We start from the raw sequence: 16,294 nt of genomic DNA, 5'->3' as shown, positions 1-16,294 counted from the left end.
GGTATACTTATGAGCACTAGAAAATACAAGGAAATTGGTGAGCGTCTGCAAGATGCTCGTATAAAAAAAGGGTGGACGATTGAAGAAGTTCAATTTAAACTGCAAATTTCAAAACGATATTTAATGGCGTTAGAAGCTGGTGAAAATGATGATTTACCAGGTGATTATTATACACAATCACTGATTAAGCAATACGCCAATCTACTTGAAATTGACCTTGGCAGTCGCAACCTAAAAAGTGAACCGAATAGTATCAAAGAATGGCGTCGTACGCATGCTGAGATATCAAGTCGTAGTCAAAAAGAAGCACAACAACGAAAATCAGTTTTGCAAGGATTAATCCGACAACATCCATGGTTGATGGGAATTGTATTGGTGGTTGTTATTTGGCTTTTAGTTTGGGGAGCTTTCAATGACATGGCTGGACATACTAAATCTACGTTCAAGGTACCAAATCAGGTCAAGGTGGTTGATACAACTAAAGGGACATCTACCAAGAAACATGATCAGTCGAAGGCAAGCTCTTCCAAGAAGGAAAGTGCTAGTTCAAAGAACTCGAAGGCTACACTTAAAAAAATTAACAATAGCTCCGATAATTTAGAGGTAACGTTGGCTGCAGGAAGCCAGCATGCTAACTTAAAGATGCAGATGGGCCAAAGATCTTGGAATGCATTGACGGTAACTCAGCCTAAAGCAGAAACTACTTGGCAAGGACTGCTAGAAGCGAATGCTAGCAAAACAATTGAATTGAAAAAAGGTTACACTTATGCGCTTAAAATTGGCGCCTCAACTGGGTTTACGGGAACGATTGCCGGAAAAGAAATACCTAAATCAACTACCAATTCGGTGGTTCGAAATATAACAATTGAAGTAAAATAAGAGGGAGTATCAATGAATTTACCTAATAAATTAACCATTTTTAGAATAATTTTAATTCCAATTTTTATCATACTCACAGTCATGCCAGAAGTTGGTGGAAGTGTAGTTTGGTTGGGGACAAGTATTGCAGTTACCAAGATTTGGGGGGCACTTGTTTTTGCAATTGCATCTATTACCGATTTTTTAGATGGACAGATTGCTAGACGTCAACATTTGGTTACCAATTTTGGTAAATTTGCTGATCCAATTGCAGATAAAATGTTAGTAATGACTGCTTTTATTGTCTTAGTAGAAATGAAGATGGTTCCAGCTTGGATTGCTGCTATCATCGTTTGTCGTGAGTTAGCTATTAGTGGATTGCGCTTAATCATTGTGGAAAATGATGGTGAGGTACTAGCAGCTGAAATGCCTGGAAAAATCAAAACATTCTCGCAAATGTTCGCGATTATTTTCTTGCTTTTGAATAACATTTTCTCAAGTTTCTTACATTTCGGTCTAGGTACAGTATTATTATATGTCTGCTTATTCTTTACTGTTTATTCAGGAATCGATTATTTTTATAAGAATCGGGCCATTTTTTCTGATTCATTCTAGTAATATAAAGGACTATAGCGAAATTTATGATTTTGTTATGGACCTTTTTTTAATACAAAAAAATAAAAACGAGTAAAATTACATATATAAGCATTGAGGAGGAAAAAAAATGAACGCTGAAATTATTTCAGTTGGTACAGAAATTTTGTTAGGAGAAATCGTCGATACTAACGCCGTTTATCTGAGCCAGCTTTTTGCTAAATTAGGGATTGATGTTTTCAACAAAATAACTGTTGGAGATAACGAAAAAAACATCATGGATGCCTTAGAAGTCGCTTCGAAGAGAAGTGATTTAGTGGTTACGATCGGCGGATTAGGTCCAACAGAGGACGATATCACTAAGCAATCCTTGGCTAAATTTGTCGGAAAAAACTTAAAACACCATCCCGAGGCGCTACAACAAATTACAGACTATTTTAAAAAACAAAATCGGCCATTGACTAAAAATAATGAACGTCAGGCTTTATTACTGGATGGGGCTAAACCAATTCATAATCCTAATGGATTAGCCCTGGGTATTTTTTATCACACAGAGCAAACCGATTATATTGTTTTGCCTGGACCGCCTTCGGAATTCGAACCTATGGTGGATGAAAAGGTACTTCCGCTACTAAGCCAGCAATATGGTTTGGAGAAAACAATTCAATCTAAAACTCTGCATTTTGTTGGAATCGGTGAGGCAGATTTAGCTGCTCGAGTAGATGAGATTGTTCGTAATCAAAGCAATCCTACTATCGCCCTTTACTTTAAACCAACCGATGTGACAATTCGATTGACTGCCAAAGCTAATTCTAAGCTAGCTGCTGAGGAAATTTTAAATCATACTAAAAAGCAACTACTAGATCGAGTTGGAGAATTCTTTTATGCAGAAGGTGACAGAGTTTCTTTCACCGATTTTGTCGTTAATCAATTGATTAAACGCAATATTTCATTAACAGCGGCAGAAAGTTTGACGGGGGGAGCTTTTGAAAGTACGGTTGTAGAAACTTCTGGAGCAGCAACCATTTTTCCGGGAGGATTTGTAACATATGCTGATGAGGTCAAAAGTAAGTTGATAGGGGTTCAACCAGCAACGATTGAAGAAAACACGGTTGTAAGTCGGCAAGTAGCGGAAGAGATGGCTAGAGGGGCTCAAAAGACGTTAGATACGGATATAGCGGTTAGTTTTACTGGAGTAGCTGGACCAGGGGCCTTAGAACATCACCAACCCGGAAACGTATGGATTGGTTTAGCTAAACGTGATGGGTCAATAGTCACTAAAGAATTTAATTTTGTTGGTAACCGTGAAAAGATTCGGCACCTAGCCGTGATGAACGGATTTAGAATGATATGGGAAAATGTTATTAAATAAAACATTCGAACTTTTGTTCGCTTTTTTGTTGATTTTTATAAAATAACTATGTATCATACTAGTATAGAGAAACCCTAGGAGGTTATTAATTGGCAGACGAAAGACAAGAAGCTTTAAATAAAGCACTTAAAAAAATTGAAAAAAACTTTGGTAAAGGATCTATTATGCGAATGGGGGATGCGGTTGATACGCAAATTTCAACGATTCCCAGTGGTTCTTTAGCATTAGACGATGCACTAGGAGTTGGCGGTTTTCCTAAGGGAAGAATCGTCGAAATTTATGGGCCTGAAAGTTCTGGTAAGACAACTGTAGCTTTACATGCAGTTGCTGAAGTGCAAAAACGTGGGGGAACTGCTGCATATATTGATGCTGAAAACGCGATGGATCCTGCATATGCAACTAATTTGGGCGTTGATATCGATTCACTCTTACTTTCACAACCAGACACTGGTGAAGAAGGATTAGCTATTGCCGATGCTTTGGTATCAAGTGGTGCTATTGACTTGGTCGTTATTGATTCCGTTGCAGCCTTAGTTCCACGTGCTGAAATTGATGGAGAGATGGGGGATGCTCATGTTGGCCTCCAAGCTCGGATGATGTCACAAGCACTTCGTAAATTATCTGGTTCGATTAACAAAACTAAGACGATTGCGTTATTCATTAACCAAATACGTGAAAAAGTCGGAATTATGTTTGGTAATCCAGAAACAACTCCTGGTGGACGGGCTTTAAAATTCTATGCAACAATCCGTTTAGAAGTACGCCGTGCAGAACAAATTAAAGATGGTGCCGACGTTATTGGTAACCGTGTTCGTATTAAAGTGGTAAAAAATAAGGTTGCTCCTCCATTCAAAAAGGCTGAAGTCGATATTATGTATGGTCATGGAATTTCGCAAACTGGTGAGATGATTGATATGGCTGTTGAAAAAGATTTGGTTGGTAAGAGTGGTTCATGGTATTCATACGGAGACGAACGCATTGGACAGGGTCGTGAGAATGCTAAGAAGTACATTGATGAACATCCAGACGTTCGTGCAGAAATTCTTGGTAAAGTTCGTGAAGCGTATGGTATGGTAGCTGATCCTACGAGTGAAGTTAAAAAAGAAAGTTCCAAAAAATCTTCAACTGATGATTCAGATTTAGCTTAAATACTACTAAAAGATTCAAGAAACTTTTCTTGAATCTTTTTTGATAGGTTTCAAACTAAATGATTCATTGACACTCTTATACCTAAATATTAAAATGATAATAAGTGTGAAAATCAAATAACATCATTCAAGAGATATAACTATGGTCTTGATGATTTGGAGGCAAAGATGATAATTTTATATATTATCCTCGCAATCATCGCTATAGTTGTTGGCTATTGTGCAGGATTCTTTATGCACAAACGGCTCATTGAAAAGCAAACTGCAAATGCCAGTAATTCGGCAGATGTAATTGTTGAAAATGCAAGAAAGCAAGCAGAAACGGAACGTCGTGAAAAGCTTCTAGAAGCCAAGGACGAGAGTCATCGCTATCGGGCGAAGGTGGAAAAAGAATTAAAAGAGCGACGGGCTGAGCTTCAAAAGCAAGAAGATCGTTTACTTCAGAGAGAAGATTCTCTTGATCGTAAGGATAATTCCTTCGAAAAGAGAGAGAATAGCCTAGAACGAAAAGAACAGAAACTTGCTCTAGACCAAAAGCATATCGATGAGCAACAACAAAAAGCATCATCACTCGTTGAAGAACGACAACAAGAACTTGAGCGAGTTTCCAATCTAACTCAAGAAGATGCAAAGAACTTAATTATTTCCGAAACAGAAGCTAAGTTGGAAAAGGAAAGAGCGTTAATAATCAAGGAAGGTCTTGAAGATGCTGAAGCAGAAGCAGATCAGACTGCCAGGAAACTTATCGCTGAAGCTATTCAACGCAGTGCGGCTGATATGGCATCTGAAACCACAATTACGGTGGTTTCGTTGCCCAATGATGATATGAAGGGTAGAATTATCGGACGTGAAGGCCGTAATATTCGAAACTTCCAAAATGTCACGGGAGTAGACTTGATCATTGATGACACTCCTGAAGCCGTGGTATTGAGTAGCTTTGACCCAATTCGTCGCGAAATTGCTCGAATTGCCTTAGACAAACTGATTCAAGATGGTCGGATTCATCCTGCTCGAATTGAGGAAATGGTTGAAAAAGCTAAAAAAGAAATGGATGACAATATTCGTAAGACTGGTGAACAAGCGGTCTTTGATTTGGGAATTCATTCTATGAACCCGGAACTAATTAAGTTAATTGGACAATTAAAATATCGGACGAGTTATGGTCAAAATGTTTTAAACCATTCAATTGAAGTTGCTAATTTAGCAGGTGTTTTAGCTGCTGAATTAGGTGAAGATGTTACTGTAGCAAAACGCGCAGGATTATTACACGATATTGGTAAAGCAGTACAACATGAAACTGATACTTCGCACGCTCAACTTGGAGTTGAGTTGGCTAAGAAGTATAAAGAAAGTGCAACGGTAATTAATGCAATTGCCGCTCATCACGATGGTGTTGAAGCACAGCATGTTATCTCCGTATTGGTTGCTGCAGCTAACTCGATTTCAGCAGCGCGACCAGGGGCACGGAGTGATACACTACAAAGTTATATTCATCGTTTAGAAAAACTAGAACAGATTTCTAATAATTTTGATGGAGTAAAGAAAAGTTACGCAATTCAAGCTGGACGTGAAGTTCGCGTTATCGTTAAACCTAATAAGATTAACGATTTGAAGGCGGTTATGTTGACCCACAATATTCGTAAGGCGATTGAAAAAGAGCTCGAATATGCTGGAAAAGTTAAAGTAACGGTTGTACGTGAAGTTCGAGCAGTTGATTATGCTAAGTAAAGGAGAGTTGGACTAGCGGTCCGCTCTTTTTTTGTTATATGTTAGAATATCCATTGTTAATGTATTTTTTACGTATTTAAAAATATGAGAGAAAAAGCTGGAAGGAAAAAAGAATGCCACAAAAAACAAGTGATACGCCAATGATGCGTCAGTATATGGAAATTAAAAATCAATACCCCGATGCTTTCCTATTCTATCGAATTGGTGATTTTTATGAATTATTTTATGATGATGCGGTCAAAGGCTCCCAGCTATTGGAATTAACGCTAACAGCGCGTTCTAAAAACGCAGATGATCCGATTCCAATGTGTGGAGTTCCTCATCATGCAGCACAAAATTATATTGATATCCTTGTCGACCAAGGATACAAAGTGGCAATTTGTGAACAGATGGAAGATCCACGGACTGCTAAAGGAATGGTTAAACGTGAAGTTATCCAATTGGTTACTCCAGGTACAACAACTGATAAGAGTGCTGAGGATGCCAAAGAAAATAACTATTTGACCGCTGTTAATTTTGATTCTAAAACTAAAAAATATAGCTTTGCGTATACAGATCTTTCAACTGGTGAATTAAAAGTTGCGATTTTAGATGATTTTGATAGCGTGATTAATGAAGCAGTAGGATTACAGACCAAAGAAATAGTAACTGACGAAAGCCTTGCAGAAAGTTTTGAAGAACGTTTTAAAGAGTTAAATATTTTAGTGTCTAAGCAGAGTGAAGTGGAAATATCCGCTGAATTAAGCTATTTAATTCAAGATTTAACAAGTTCAACGGAAATAGAAGTTGTTAAGCAACTACTTACGTATGTGCAAACTACGCAGAAACGTAATTTAGCTCATATTCAAAAAGCAGTGGCATATGAACCATCTTTCTTTTTGAGAATGGACCATGCTTCCAAGTATAATTTGGAACTAACTCGTTTAATTCGTACAGGAAAAAAACAAGGAACATTACTGTGGCTGTTGGACGAGACTAAAACGGCGATGGGGGGACGTTTACTGAAACAATGGTTAGATCGTCCCTTAATCCGCAAAAAAGAAATTATTAGTCGCCAAGATCGAGTTCAGGTTTTAGTAGATCATTTTTTTGAGCGTAGTAATTTACAAGAAGAGTTAACAAAAGTTTATGATTTGGAACGGCTAGCTGGTCGCGTTGCATTCGGTAGCGTGAATGGACGAGATTTAATCCAACTCAAAACATCATTACTTCAAATTCCTAAGGTACGTCATATTTTAGAGGAACTTAGTGAGCCGGTCTTTGATGATGCTTTAGAACATTTGGATCCGGTTAGTGATATTGCTGAGCTAATCCAAAATGCTATTGATGAAGATGCACCAATTTCTGTTACGGATGGAGATATTATTAAAGATGGTTACCATGCTAAGTTAGATGAGTACCGAGATGCAATGCGTAATGGTAAAAAATGGATTGCGGATTTACAGGCACAAGAAAGAGCGACAACGGGAATTAAGACATTGAAGATTGGTTATAACAAAGTTTTTGGTTACTATATCGAGGTAACCAGAGCCAATTTAGCTAATATTCCTGAAGGACGTTATGAAAGAAAACAGACTTTAACAAATGCAGAGCGATTCATTACGCCAGAATTAAAGGAAAAAGAACGGATTATTCTGGAAGCTGAACAAAAATCTACGGATTTGGAATACCAATTATTTAAAGAAATTCGAGAATTGATCAAAAAACAAATTGAAAGACTGCAAGATTTAGCTAAACAAGTGGCCGAATTAGATGTCCTACAGAGCTTTGCGGTGGTTAGTGAAAAATATCAGTTTGTTAAACCAACCATGACCAAAAATCATGCAATCGAAATTAAAGATGGCCGGCATCCCGTTGTCGAAAAGGTGATGGGACATCAGAGTTATGTTCCAAATAATATTGATATGGATGATAATACAGACATTCTCTTAATTACGGGACCTAATATGTCGGGTAAAAGTACCTATATGCGGCAACTTGCTTTGACCGTAATCATGGCTCAGATGGGATGTTTTGTAGCCGCTAGTGAGGCAACTTTGCCAATTTTTGATCAAATATTTACTCGAATTGGTGCTGCAGATGACCTAATTTCCGGACAGAGTACTTTTATGGTTGAAATGCAAGAAGCAAACCGAGCTTTGAAGGATGGAACCAGTAATAGTTTAGTTCTTTTTGATGAAATTGGTCGTGGTACAGCCACTTATGATGGAATGGCTTTAGCTCAATCTATCATTGAATTTATTCATCAAAATGTCCATGCTAAAACGCTTTTTTCGACTCACTATCACGAGTTAACTGAGCTCGATCAATCACTAGAACATCTCAAAAATGTCCATGTTGGAGCAGTGGAACAAAATGGTAATCTTGTCTTTCTTCATAAAATGGAAGACGGCCCTGCTGATAAATCATACGGAATCCATGTTGCTAAGCTAGCAGGGATGCCTGATAAACTTTTAAAACGTGCATCCGTCATTTTAGAAAAACTTGAGGCTAAAGATCAAGCTCATTCTGATGGGGTTGAGACACCAGTCTCCAAAGCAACTCCGGTTGAATCAGAGCAAACGCCAACCATGATTGAAGAACAAATGGCTTTGTTTGAAACACCTACTAAGCCGGTTAAATCAAGTCCTAAAGAAGAAGTTGCTAACCAACTGGAACAGTTAAATTTAATGGATATGACTCCCATGGAAGTTATGAATCAGTTATATAAATGGCAAAAGAAACTTCGTAAGTGAGGCGATTATTTTTGGCAGAAATACATGAGTTAAGTGAAATTTTAGCGGATCAGATTGCAGCGGGTGAAGTTGTTGAACGTCCAGCTTCAGTGGTTAAAGAATTAGTTGAAAATGCTATCGATGCTGGTAGTTCTCGAATTGATATTTTGCTTGAAGAGTCTGGGTTAAAGATGATTCGAATTATTGACAATGGTAGTGGAATTGATGCAAATCAAGTTGAGATTGCTTTTAAACGACATGCTACGAGTAAGATTTCGTCGCGTTCAGACTTATTTAAGGTGGGGACTTTGGGTTTTCGAGGGGAAGCCCTACCTAGTATTGCTTCAATTGCAGATGTTGAAATGTTGACAGCTACAACTGATGGACCGGGTAAAAAGATTCATTACCGGGGTGGCAAATTAGAAGATAGCGGTGATGCTCAAAGTCGCCAAGGTACGGATATTACTGTACAGGATCTATTTTTCAATACTCCAGCACGGTTAAAGTACTTAAAATCGCTCCAAACAGAATTATCTAAAATTACGGATATTGTCAATCGAATTGCACTAAGTTACCCAGAAGTAGCTATCTCACTACAAAATAATGAGCGTGAGCTAATGCGAACCTCAGGAAACGGAAATATTCAACAAGTTTTAGCTAACATTTATGGTGCCAAAAATGCTCAAAAAATGGTACATGTTAAAGAACAAAATATTGACTTTACGATTGATGGTTATATTAGTTTACCAGAATTCACTAGGGCAAATCGCAGCTATATCACGGTTCTAGTTAATGGACGGTATATCAAAAATTTCCAAATCAGTAAGGCTATTATTGATGGTTATGGTTCAAAATTAATGGTTGGTCGTTATCCAGTAGCAGTTTTGAATATTAAAACTGATCCAATTTTAGTAGATGTAAATGTGCATCCAACTAAACAAGAGGTGCGCATCAGTGAAGAACAGACACTGTTAGATTTAATTTCCAAAGCCGTTTTTAATGAACTTGCAGATAAAAATTTGATTCCGGATGCAGTAGACAATTTAAAAAAGTCACGTGTAAAAGTAAGTTCAAGTGAACAACTTGACTTAGCTCGGATGGCCATATCGGGTTCTTTTGAGATGGAACAGGATCATGTAACGATTCCAGATACAGATAACGACGAAGTTGAAAAAGAAGTAAATATCTCGGATCGATATGTGGAACCTGAACCAATTGTTATTAATAGTCGCCAAGATTTAAAATCTGATACCATTGCCGAATTTAAAACCAAATACGCTAACGATGCAGTAGTTAACAATACGGTTGAAGACGGGGATCAGCCTGAATTAAAAGAGAAAGATGCCGTACAACGTTTTCCAACTTTGACTTACATTGGACAAATGCACGGAACATATTTGTTTGCCGAAGCTGAGGATGGTCTCTACATTATTGATCAACATGCAGCGCAGGAACGTATTAATTATGAATATTATCGAGTTCAAATTGGAGAGGTCAGTGATGATCAACAGGACTTACTAGTGCCAATTTACTTAGATTATTCAACTACGGATGCTATCCGAATTAAAGAAAAGCAAACAGTCTTAGAGTCGTGTGGATTGTTTTTAGAAGAATTCGGGAAAAATACGTTTATCGTTAGACATCATCCAACGTGGTTCAAAAAAGGGCAAGAGGAAGACACCGTTAAAGAAATGGTTGATTATGTTTTAAATGATAGCTCAATGACGGTAGCTAAATTTAGGGAAGCAACCGCCATCATGATGAGTTGTAAACGAGCTATTAAAGCCAATCATCATTTAGATGAACCACAAGCTAAACAATTATTAAAAGACATCGCTAAGGCTGAAAATCCATTTAATTGTCCTCATGGTCGTCCAGTACTAGTACATTTTTCAACGACAGACATGGAGAAAATGTTTAAAAGAATTCAAGATCCACACCATTCTGACTTGATGGAAGATGAGATGTGATACAATTAACTGAATGCGAACAAACGTTTTGAAATGAGGATTTATAAATGTATGAATATTTAGATGGAGTCGTCGTTAACGTTAATCCAGCTTATATTGTTGTTGATGTCAATGGAGTTGGATTTTTAGTTAACGTGGCTAATCCATATAGTTTTGAACTAGATGCTAAACAGAAAGTTTTTGTTCATCAAGCTGTTTCAGAAAATGATCAAACTTTATATGGATTTAAAAAAGCTGAAGATAAAGAACTTTTTCTTAATTTATTAAAAGTTAAGGGGATTGGTCCGAAAAGTGCGTTGGCTATTTTAGCGAACGATGATCATACAGGGTTGATTAATGCGATTAATAATGATGATGTAAGTTATCTCAAAAAGTTCCCTAAGATTGGTCCTAAGGCTGCTCAACAAATCATTCTAGATTTGAAGGGCAAAGTGGCGGTTGAAAATGAAGTAGGAACCCTTTTTGATTTATCAACTACTTCAAACCAAGCTCTAGATGAAGCTCTAGAAGCTTTGATTGCATTAGGTTATTCTGAAAAAGAGGTTAAGAAATTAACTAAGAAATTGAGTGAACAAACTGATCGGACAACTGATCAGTATATTAGTTCGGGATTAAAATTATTGATGAAAGGATAAGACAAGTTGATGGAAGATGAACGGATTACTTCTGCGGAAGTTCAAAGTCCAGACGAAGAAAATGAAGAGTTGTCGTTAAGGCCTCAAACATTGCATCAATATATTGGTCAGGATCAGATTAAACATGAGCTTGAAGTATATATTGCCGCAGCCAAAAATCGCGAAGAAGCACTAGATCATGTTCTTTTATATGGCCCCCCTGGACTAGGGAAAACGACTTTAGCGATGGTTATTGCTAATGAAATGAACGTTCAGATTCGAACGACTAGTGGACCAGCCATTGAAAAACCGGGTGATTTAGTAGCTCTTTTGAATGAGCTACAACCTGGTGACGTTTTATTTATTGATGAAATTCATCGATTACCTAAAGTGGTGGAGGAAATGCTCTATTCAGCCATGGAAGATTTCTTTGTTGATATTGTTGTCGGACAAGGACCAACTGCACATCCAATTCATTTTCCTTTACCACCTTTCACTTTGATTGGAGCGACTACTAGAGCGGGCTTACTCTCAGCTCCATTACGAGATCGCTTTGGAATTGTTGAACATATGAATTACTATAATGAAGCGGATTTAGCTAACATTGTTCGACGCTCTGCGGGTATTTTTAACTCGCATATTGACGATCAAGGGGCGTACGAAATTGCTAGTCGCTCACGAGGAACACCGCGAATTTCGAATCGTCTGTTAAAACGAATCCGAGATTTTGCTGAAGTAGAAAATGATGGACAAATTGATCGCCAATTGGTTAGTCAGTCCTTGAAATTACTTCAAGTAGATAATCGTGGACTAGATCGGACTGATAAAAAAGTTCTAACTACTATGATCGAGCTCTATGGAGGCGGTCCGGTAGGAATTTCCACCATTGCAGCTAATATCGGTGAAGAACCAGATACTATTTCAGAAATGTATGAACCATACTTGCTTCAAATTGGATTCCTGAAAAGGACGCCTCGAGGCCGGATGGTTACAGAACGTGCCTACGAACATCTAGGCTTAATTGATCAATATATGAATAAATGAGGAATTGAAAATGACACTAACTACTGAAGATTTTAATTATGACTTACCACATGAATTAATTGCCCAAACTCCAATTAAAGAACGCGATGAATCTCGTTTACTTGTGTTAGACCACGAAACAGGAGCAATGGAAGATAAACATTTTTACGATATTATCGACCAATTAAATCCTGGTGATGCAGTCGTTATGAATAATTCACGAGTAATGCCGGCTCGTATTTACGGAATTAAGGACAAAACGGGTGGTCACTTTGAAGTTCTACTATTACACAATATTGAAGGCGACCGCTGGGAAACGCTCGTTAAACCTGCTAAACGAGCAAAAACTGGAACCAAAATTATATTTGGTGATGGTGCCTTGACAGCGACAGTTACCAAAGAATTAGAACATGGTGGACGTGAGATTGTCTTTGATTATGATGGAATTTTCATGGAAGTTTTGGAAAAGCTAGGAGAAATGCCGTTACCTCCATACATCAAAGAAAAATTAGATGATCCAGAACGTTATCAGACCGTTTATTCTAAAGAACCAGGTTCAGCAGCAGCTCCAACGGCTGGATTACACTGGACTAAAGAACTACTAGAAAAGGTTGAACAAAAGGGCATCAAATTAGTTTATTTGACATTGCATGTTGGACTAGGAACTTTCCGACCTGTGGATGAAGATAATATTGAAGATCACAAGATGCACAGTGAGTTTTATCAACTTTCTGAAGAATCAGCGGCAGCCTTGAATGAAGTGAAGAAGCAGGGTGGAAGAATTGTGGCTACGGGAACAACTTCAATTCGGACGCTTGAAACAATTGGCTCTAAGTTTAATGGAGAAATTAAAGCTGATAGTGGTTGGACAGATATTTTTATTAAACCAGGTTATGAATGGAAAGTGGTTGACGCTTTTATAACTAATTTCCATTTACCAAAATCAACTTTGGTAATGCTAGTAGCGGCCTTTACGGGAAGAGAAAATATTTTAAATGCTTACCAACATGCGATTGAAGAAAAATATCGTTTCTTTAGCTTTGGTGACGCAATGTTTATTAAATAAAGAACTATGAATGGAGAAATACATTGGAACCTGCAATTAAATACCGATTAATTAAAACCGATAAGCATACAGGAGCACGTCTAGGTGAAATAATCACCCCGCATGGTACTTTTCCAACACCGATTTTTATGCCCGTTGGAACTCAAGCAACCGTCAAAGCCATGTCACCTGAAGAACTAGAAGACTTAGGAGCAGACATTATTTTGTCGAATACCTATCATTTATGGGTGCGACCAGGTGAAGATATTGTTAAAGAAGGTGGTGGTCTTCACCAATTTATGAACTGGAAAAAGGGAATCTTAACTGATTCAGGTGGATTTCAGGTATTTTCTTTAGCGAAATTACGGGATATCACTGAAGAAGGGGTGCACTTTAAAAACGAGCTTAACGGAGCAAACATGTTCCTTTCACCGGAAAAGGCTATTCAAATTGAAAATGATCTGGGTCCAGATATCATGATGAGTTTCGATGAATGCCCGCCTTATTTTGAGAGTTATGACTATGTTAAACATTCGGTCGAAAGAACTAGCCGTTGGGCCGAACGTGGTTTGAAAGCTCATCGTAACCCAGAAACCCAAGGCCTTTTTGGGATTATTCAAGGTGCCGGTTTCGAAGATTTAAGAAGACAAAGTGCTAAAGATTTAGTTAGTATGGATTTCCCTGGATATTCAATCGGAGGACTTTCAGTAGGAGAGTCTAAAGAAGAAATGAATCGGGTGTTGGATTTCACAACGCAATTGATTCCCGAAAATAAGCCCCGTTATTTAATGGGAGTAGGTTCGCCAGATGCTTTGATTGATGGTGTTCTTCGTGGGGTAGATATGTTTGATTGTGTATTACCAACCCGCATTGCCCGAAATGGTACCTGTATGACGAGTCATGGTCGTTTAGTAGTTAAAAATGCTAAATACGCGCGTGATTTCACACCAATTGATGATAATTGTCAATGCTATACTTGTCGCAACTACACTCGGGCCTATATTCGCCATCTAATTAAGAGCGACGAAACTTTTGGTCTTCGACTAACCAGTATTCATAATGTCTATTTCTTAGTTCATTTGATGAAAGATGTGCGTCAAGCTATTATGGATGATAATTTACTTGAGTTTAGACAAAACTTCTTTGAAGAATACGGATATAATAAGGAAAATAGTAAGAATTTCTAAGAGTACTGGTTTAGAAAACGTATTTTTGGTACAGTATACTTAGACGACTTTAGTGAGGTGAAAAAATGTTATTAGCAGCTGCAAATGGTGGTTTCGGAATGAGTTCAATCATTTTCTTTGTTTTAATCATTGGATTGATGTACTTCATGATGATCAGACCACAACGTAAACAACAACAAAAGCGCCAAGAAATGATGAATCAATTGAACGTTGGAGACAATGTTGTAACAATTGGTCGTCTTCATGGGGTGGTTGATTCAATTAATGAAGAGGAAAAAACTGTTACTTTAGATTGTGATGGTATTTACCTAGTTTTTGATCGTATGGCAATCATGCGGGTCGAAAAGAAGGCTCTTACGACAACTGAAACAACTGAAACTAAAGAAGAAGCTCCCGTAAAGGAAGCCGAACCTGAAGAAACAACTGAAAAAGAAGAATAATTTTTCAAACTTAGACCGCGAATTTTAATTCGTGGGTCTTTTTTTTCTTGTTTGAAGTTTTAAAATGGTAGATAATTAATCTATATGAAAAGCGAAAGCGGGGTTATAAAAATGAATCAAAAGGCTTTATTTATTATTTTTGGCGGAACAGGCGACTTAGCTTATCGAAAATTATATCCGGCGTTATTTAATTTATACGAAAAAGGATATTTAAAAGAGGATTTTGCTGTAATTGGTACAGCACGCCGTCCGTGGTCTAACGATCACTACCATGAAGTAGTTATGAGTGCAATTGAAGACGCAGGCCGTGATTCTGGTCGGACTAACGATGACCTACCTCGCAAATTTGCAAGCCATTTCTACTATCAATCACATAATGTTGATGATGTCGATCATTATGTAGCTTTACGTAAATTAGCAGATGAATTGGATGAAAAGTATGATCTTCAAGGAAATCGTATTTTTTATTTAGCAATGGCACCAAGATTCTTTGGAACAATTGCCGGCCATCTGAAAGATCAAGCTTTACTTACAAAGGGAAATGGTTTTAACCGATTAATTATCGAAAAACCCTTCGGACGTGACTATCCCAGTGCTAAAGAATTGAACGATTCAATTTCGGGTTCCTTTAAAGAAGAACAGATTTTTAGAATTGATCATTATTTAGGTAAGGAACCGATCCAGTCAATTGCTGGATTACGGTTTGGGAACGCATTGTTCAACTCGCTTTGGAATAAAGAACATATTGATAACATTCAGATTACCCTATCTGAATCACTTGGTGTCGAAGAACGGGCTGGATACTATGAAACAGCTGGGGCAATGCGGGATATGGTCCAAAATCATATTATGCAAATTGTTTCGTTACTTACAATGGAACGGCCAGATGTTTTTGATTCAGAACATTTACGTGACAAGAAAATTGAAGCTTTGGAAAATATCCAAATGTATACCAAAGAAGAAGCTAAAAAATATTTCATTCGTGGCCAATACGGTGCAGATGAGGCTAATACACAACTTGGATACCGAGATGAAGAAGGTACGGATAATCAATCAACTGTTGAAACTTTCGTTGCCGGTAAATTAATTACACATAATCCGTCATTAGATGGTGTACCAGTTTATATTCGTACTGGGAAACGATTAACTAAAAAATCAACTCAGATTAACATTGTATTTAAAAATGATGATCAAAACATTTTTGCTAAAGACGCGTCAGAAAAATTAAAGACCAATGTTTTGACTATGCATATTGAACCTGATCAAGGGTTTACACTAGAATTTAATACAAAGACTGGAAACCAAGGTTACAACCTTTCCCCAGTTCATTTACGTTATCGTAAGACAGCCACTGAAAAGGCTCAAATTCCAGATGCTTACGAAGGTTTGATTCGCGATGCTTTAATGGGAAATAAGACTAATTTTGCACATTGGCATGAAGTTAGCCAAGCATGGAAGATTATGGATGTAGTCCGCGAGGCTTGGGATGAAGAAGAACCCGCATTTCCAAACTATGCAAGTGGTAGTATGGGACCTGAAGCAGCTATGCAACTTCTAGCTGATGATGGACGTAAATGGGTTTTTAATCCACGCAGCTAATA

Annotated in this window: 13 protein-coding genes; all 13 read left to right on the top strand. The window is 37.7% G+C overall.

The features are described from left to right. Positions 1 to 9 precede the first annotated feature (9 nt). The 13 genes from HFC68_RS05215 (at position 10) to zwf (ending at position 16,292) form a co-directional block, all read left to right on the top strand. Positions 10 to 879, top strand: a complete 870-nt coding sequence (locus HFC68_RS05215; protein WP_011673587.1) for a RodZ family helix-turn-helix domain-containing protein — start codon at positions 10 to 12, stop codon at positions 877 to 879. Between the two features lie 12 nt (positions 880 to 891). Then, positions 892 to 1,473 (top strand): CDP-diacylglycerol--glycerol-3-phosphate 3-phosphatidyltransferase, encoded by a 582-nt coding sequence (pgsA, locus tag HFC68_RS05210; protein ID WP_002833726.1) that lies wholly within the window; start codon positions 892 to 894, stop codon positions 1,471 to 1,473. A gap of 109 nt (positions 1,474 to 1,582) precedes the next feature. After that, on the top strand, positions 1,583 to 2,824 hold the full coding sequence (locus HFC68_RS05205; RefSeq protein WP_011673586.1) for a competence/damage-inducible protein A: 1,242 nt from the start codon (positions 1,583 to 1,585) through the stop codon (positions 2,822 to 2,824). Positions 2,825 to 2,913: 89 nt separating this feature from the next. Beyond that, the gene (gene recA / locus HFC68_RS05200) at positions 2,914 to 3,972 is read left to right on the top strand and encodes a recombinase RecA (protein WP_002833728.1); all 1,059 of its coding nucleotides are present in this window, start codon (positions 2,914 to 2,916) and stop codon (positions 3,970 to 3,972) included. A 168-nt stretch (positions 3,973 to 4,140) separates the two neighbouring features. Next, positions 4,141 to 5,700, top strand: coding sequence for a ribonuclease Y (rny, locus tag HFC68_RS05195; RefSeq protein ID WP_011673585.1), 1,560 nt, complete (start codon positions 4,141 to 4,143; stop codon positions 5,698 to 5,700). Positions 5,701 to 5,813: 113 nt separating this feature from the next. Beyond that, positions 5,814 to 8,435, top strand: coding sequence for a DNA mismatch repair protein MutS (gene mutS / locus HFC68_RS05190; protein WP_167399715.1), 2,622 nt, complete (start codon positions 5,814 to 5,816; stop codon positions 8,433 to 8,435). A gap of 11 nt (positions 8,436 to 8,446) precedes the next feature. Continuing rightward, on the top strand, positions 8,447 to 10,384 hold the full coding sequence (gene mutL / locus HFC68_RS05185) for a DNA mismatch repair endonuclease MutL (protein WP_011673583.1): 1,938 nt from the start codon (positions 8,447 to 8,449) through the stop codon (positions 10,382 to 10,384). A 47-nt stretch (positions 10,385 to 10,431) separates the two neighbouring features. Continuing rightward, a complete protein-coding gene (ruvA, locus tag HFC68_RS05180; RefSeq protein WP_002833732.1) occupies positions 10,432 to 11,019 on the top strand; it encodes a Holliday junction branch migration protein RuvA in 588 nt (195 codons plus the stop codon). A gap of 9 nt (positions 11,020 to 11,028) precedes the next feature. After that, the gene (gene ruvB / locus HFC68_RS05175; RefSeq protein ID WP_011673582.1) at positions 11,029 to 12,042 is read left to right on the top strand and encodes a Holliday junction branch migration DNA helicase RuvB; all 1,014 of its coding nucleotides are present in this window, start codon (positions 11,029 to 11,031) and stop codon (positions 12,040 to 12,042) included. Positions 12,043 to 12,052: 10 nt separating this feature from the next. Further along, positions 12,053 to 13,087, top strand: a complete 1,035-nt coding sequence (queA, locus tag HFC68_RS05170; protein ID WP_002833734.1) for a tRNA preQ1(34) S-adenosylmethionine ribosyltransferase-isomerase QueA — start codon at positions 12,053 to 12,055, stop codon at positions 13,085 to 13,087. A gap of 23 nt (positions 13,088 to 13,110) precedes the next feature. Then, positions 13,111 to 14,253, top strand: coding sequence for a tRNA guanosine(34) transglycosylase Tgt (gene tgt, locus HFC68_RS05165; protein WP_167399714.1), 1,143 nt, complete (start codon positions 13,111 to 13,113; stop codon positions 14,251 to 14,253). A gap of 65 nt (positions 14,254 to 14,318) precedes the next feature. Continuing rightward, positions 14,319 to 14,693, top strand: a complete 375-nt coding sequence (yajC, locus tag HFC68_RS05160) for a preprotein translocase subunit YajC (RefSeq protein WP_002833736.1) — start codon at positions 14,319 to 14,321, stop codon at positions 14,691 to 14,693. Between the two features lie 111 nt (positions 14,694 to 14,804). Next, positions 14,805 to 16,292, top strand: coding sequence for a glucose-6-phosphate dehydrogenase (gene zwf, locus HFC68_RS05155; protein ID WP_011673580.1), 1,488 nt, complete (start codon positions 14,805 to 14,807; stop codon positions 16,290 to 16,292). Positions 16,293 to 16,294: the final 2 nt, after the last annotated feature.

This window comes from Pediococcus sp. EKM201D, from assembly GCF_011800215.1.
Taxonomy (GTDB): domain Bacteria; phylum Bacillota; class Bacilli; order Lactobacillales; family Lactobacillaceae; genus Pediococcus; species Pediococcus pentosaceus.
This window is presented reverse-complemented; position numbering and strand designations above follow the sequence as displayed.

Excerpts from the sequence above, each read along its gene's own strand:
- HFC68_RS05215 (WP_011673587.1), top strand. The coding sequence starts at position 10 with ATGAGCACTAGAAAATACAAGGAAATTGGTGAGCGTCTGCAAGATGCT.
- pgsA (WP_002833726.1), top strand. The coding sequence starts at position 892 with ATGAATTTACCTAATAAATTAACCATTTTTAGAATAATTTTAATTCCA.
- HFC68_RS05205 (WP_011673586.1), top strand. The coding sequence starts at position 1,583 with ATGAACGCTGAAATTATTTCAGTTGGTACAGAAATTTTGTTAGGAGAA.
- rny (WP_011673585.1), top strand. The coding sequence starts at position 4,141 with ATGATAATTTTATATATTATCCTCGCAATCATCGCTATAGTTGTTGGC.
- mutS (WP_167399715.1), top strand. The coding sequence starts at position 5,814 with ATGCCACAAAAAACAAGTGATACGCCAATGATGCGTCAGTATATGGAA.
- ruvA (WP_002833732.1), top strand. The coding sequence starts at position 10,432 with ATGTATGAATATTTAGATGGAGTCGTCGTTAACGTTAATCCAGCTTAT.
- ruvB (WP_011673582.1), top strand. The coding sequence starts at position 11,029 with ATGGAAGATGAACGGATTACTTCTGCGGAAGTTCAAAGTCCAGACGAA.
- queA (WP_002833734.1), top strand. The coding sequence starts at position 12,053 with ATGACACTAACTACTGAAGATTTTAATTATGACTTACCACATGAATTA.
- yajC (WP_002833736.1), top strand. The coding sequence starts at position 14,319 with ATGTTATTAGCAGCTGCAAATGGTGGTTTCGGAATGAGTTCAATCATT.
- zwf (WP_011673580.1), top strand. The coding sequence starts at position 14,805 with ATGAATCAAAAGGCTTTATTTATTATTTTTGGCGGAACAGGCGACTTA.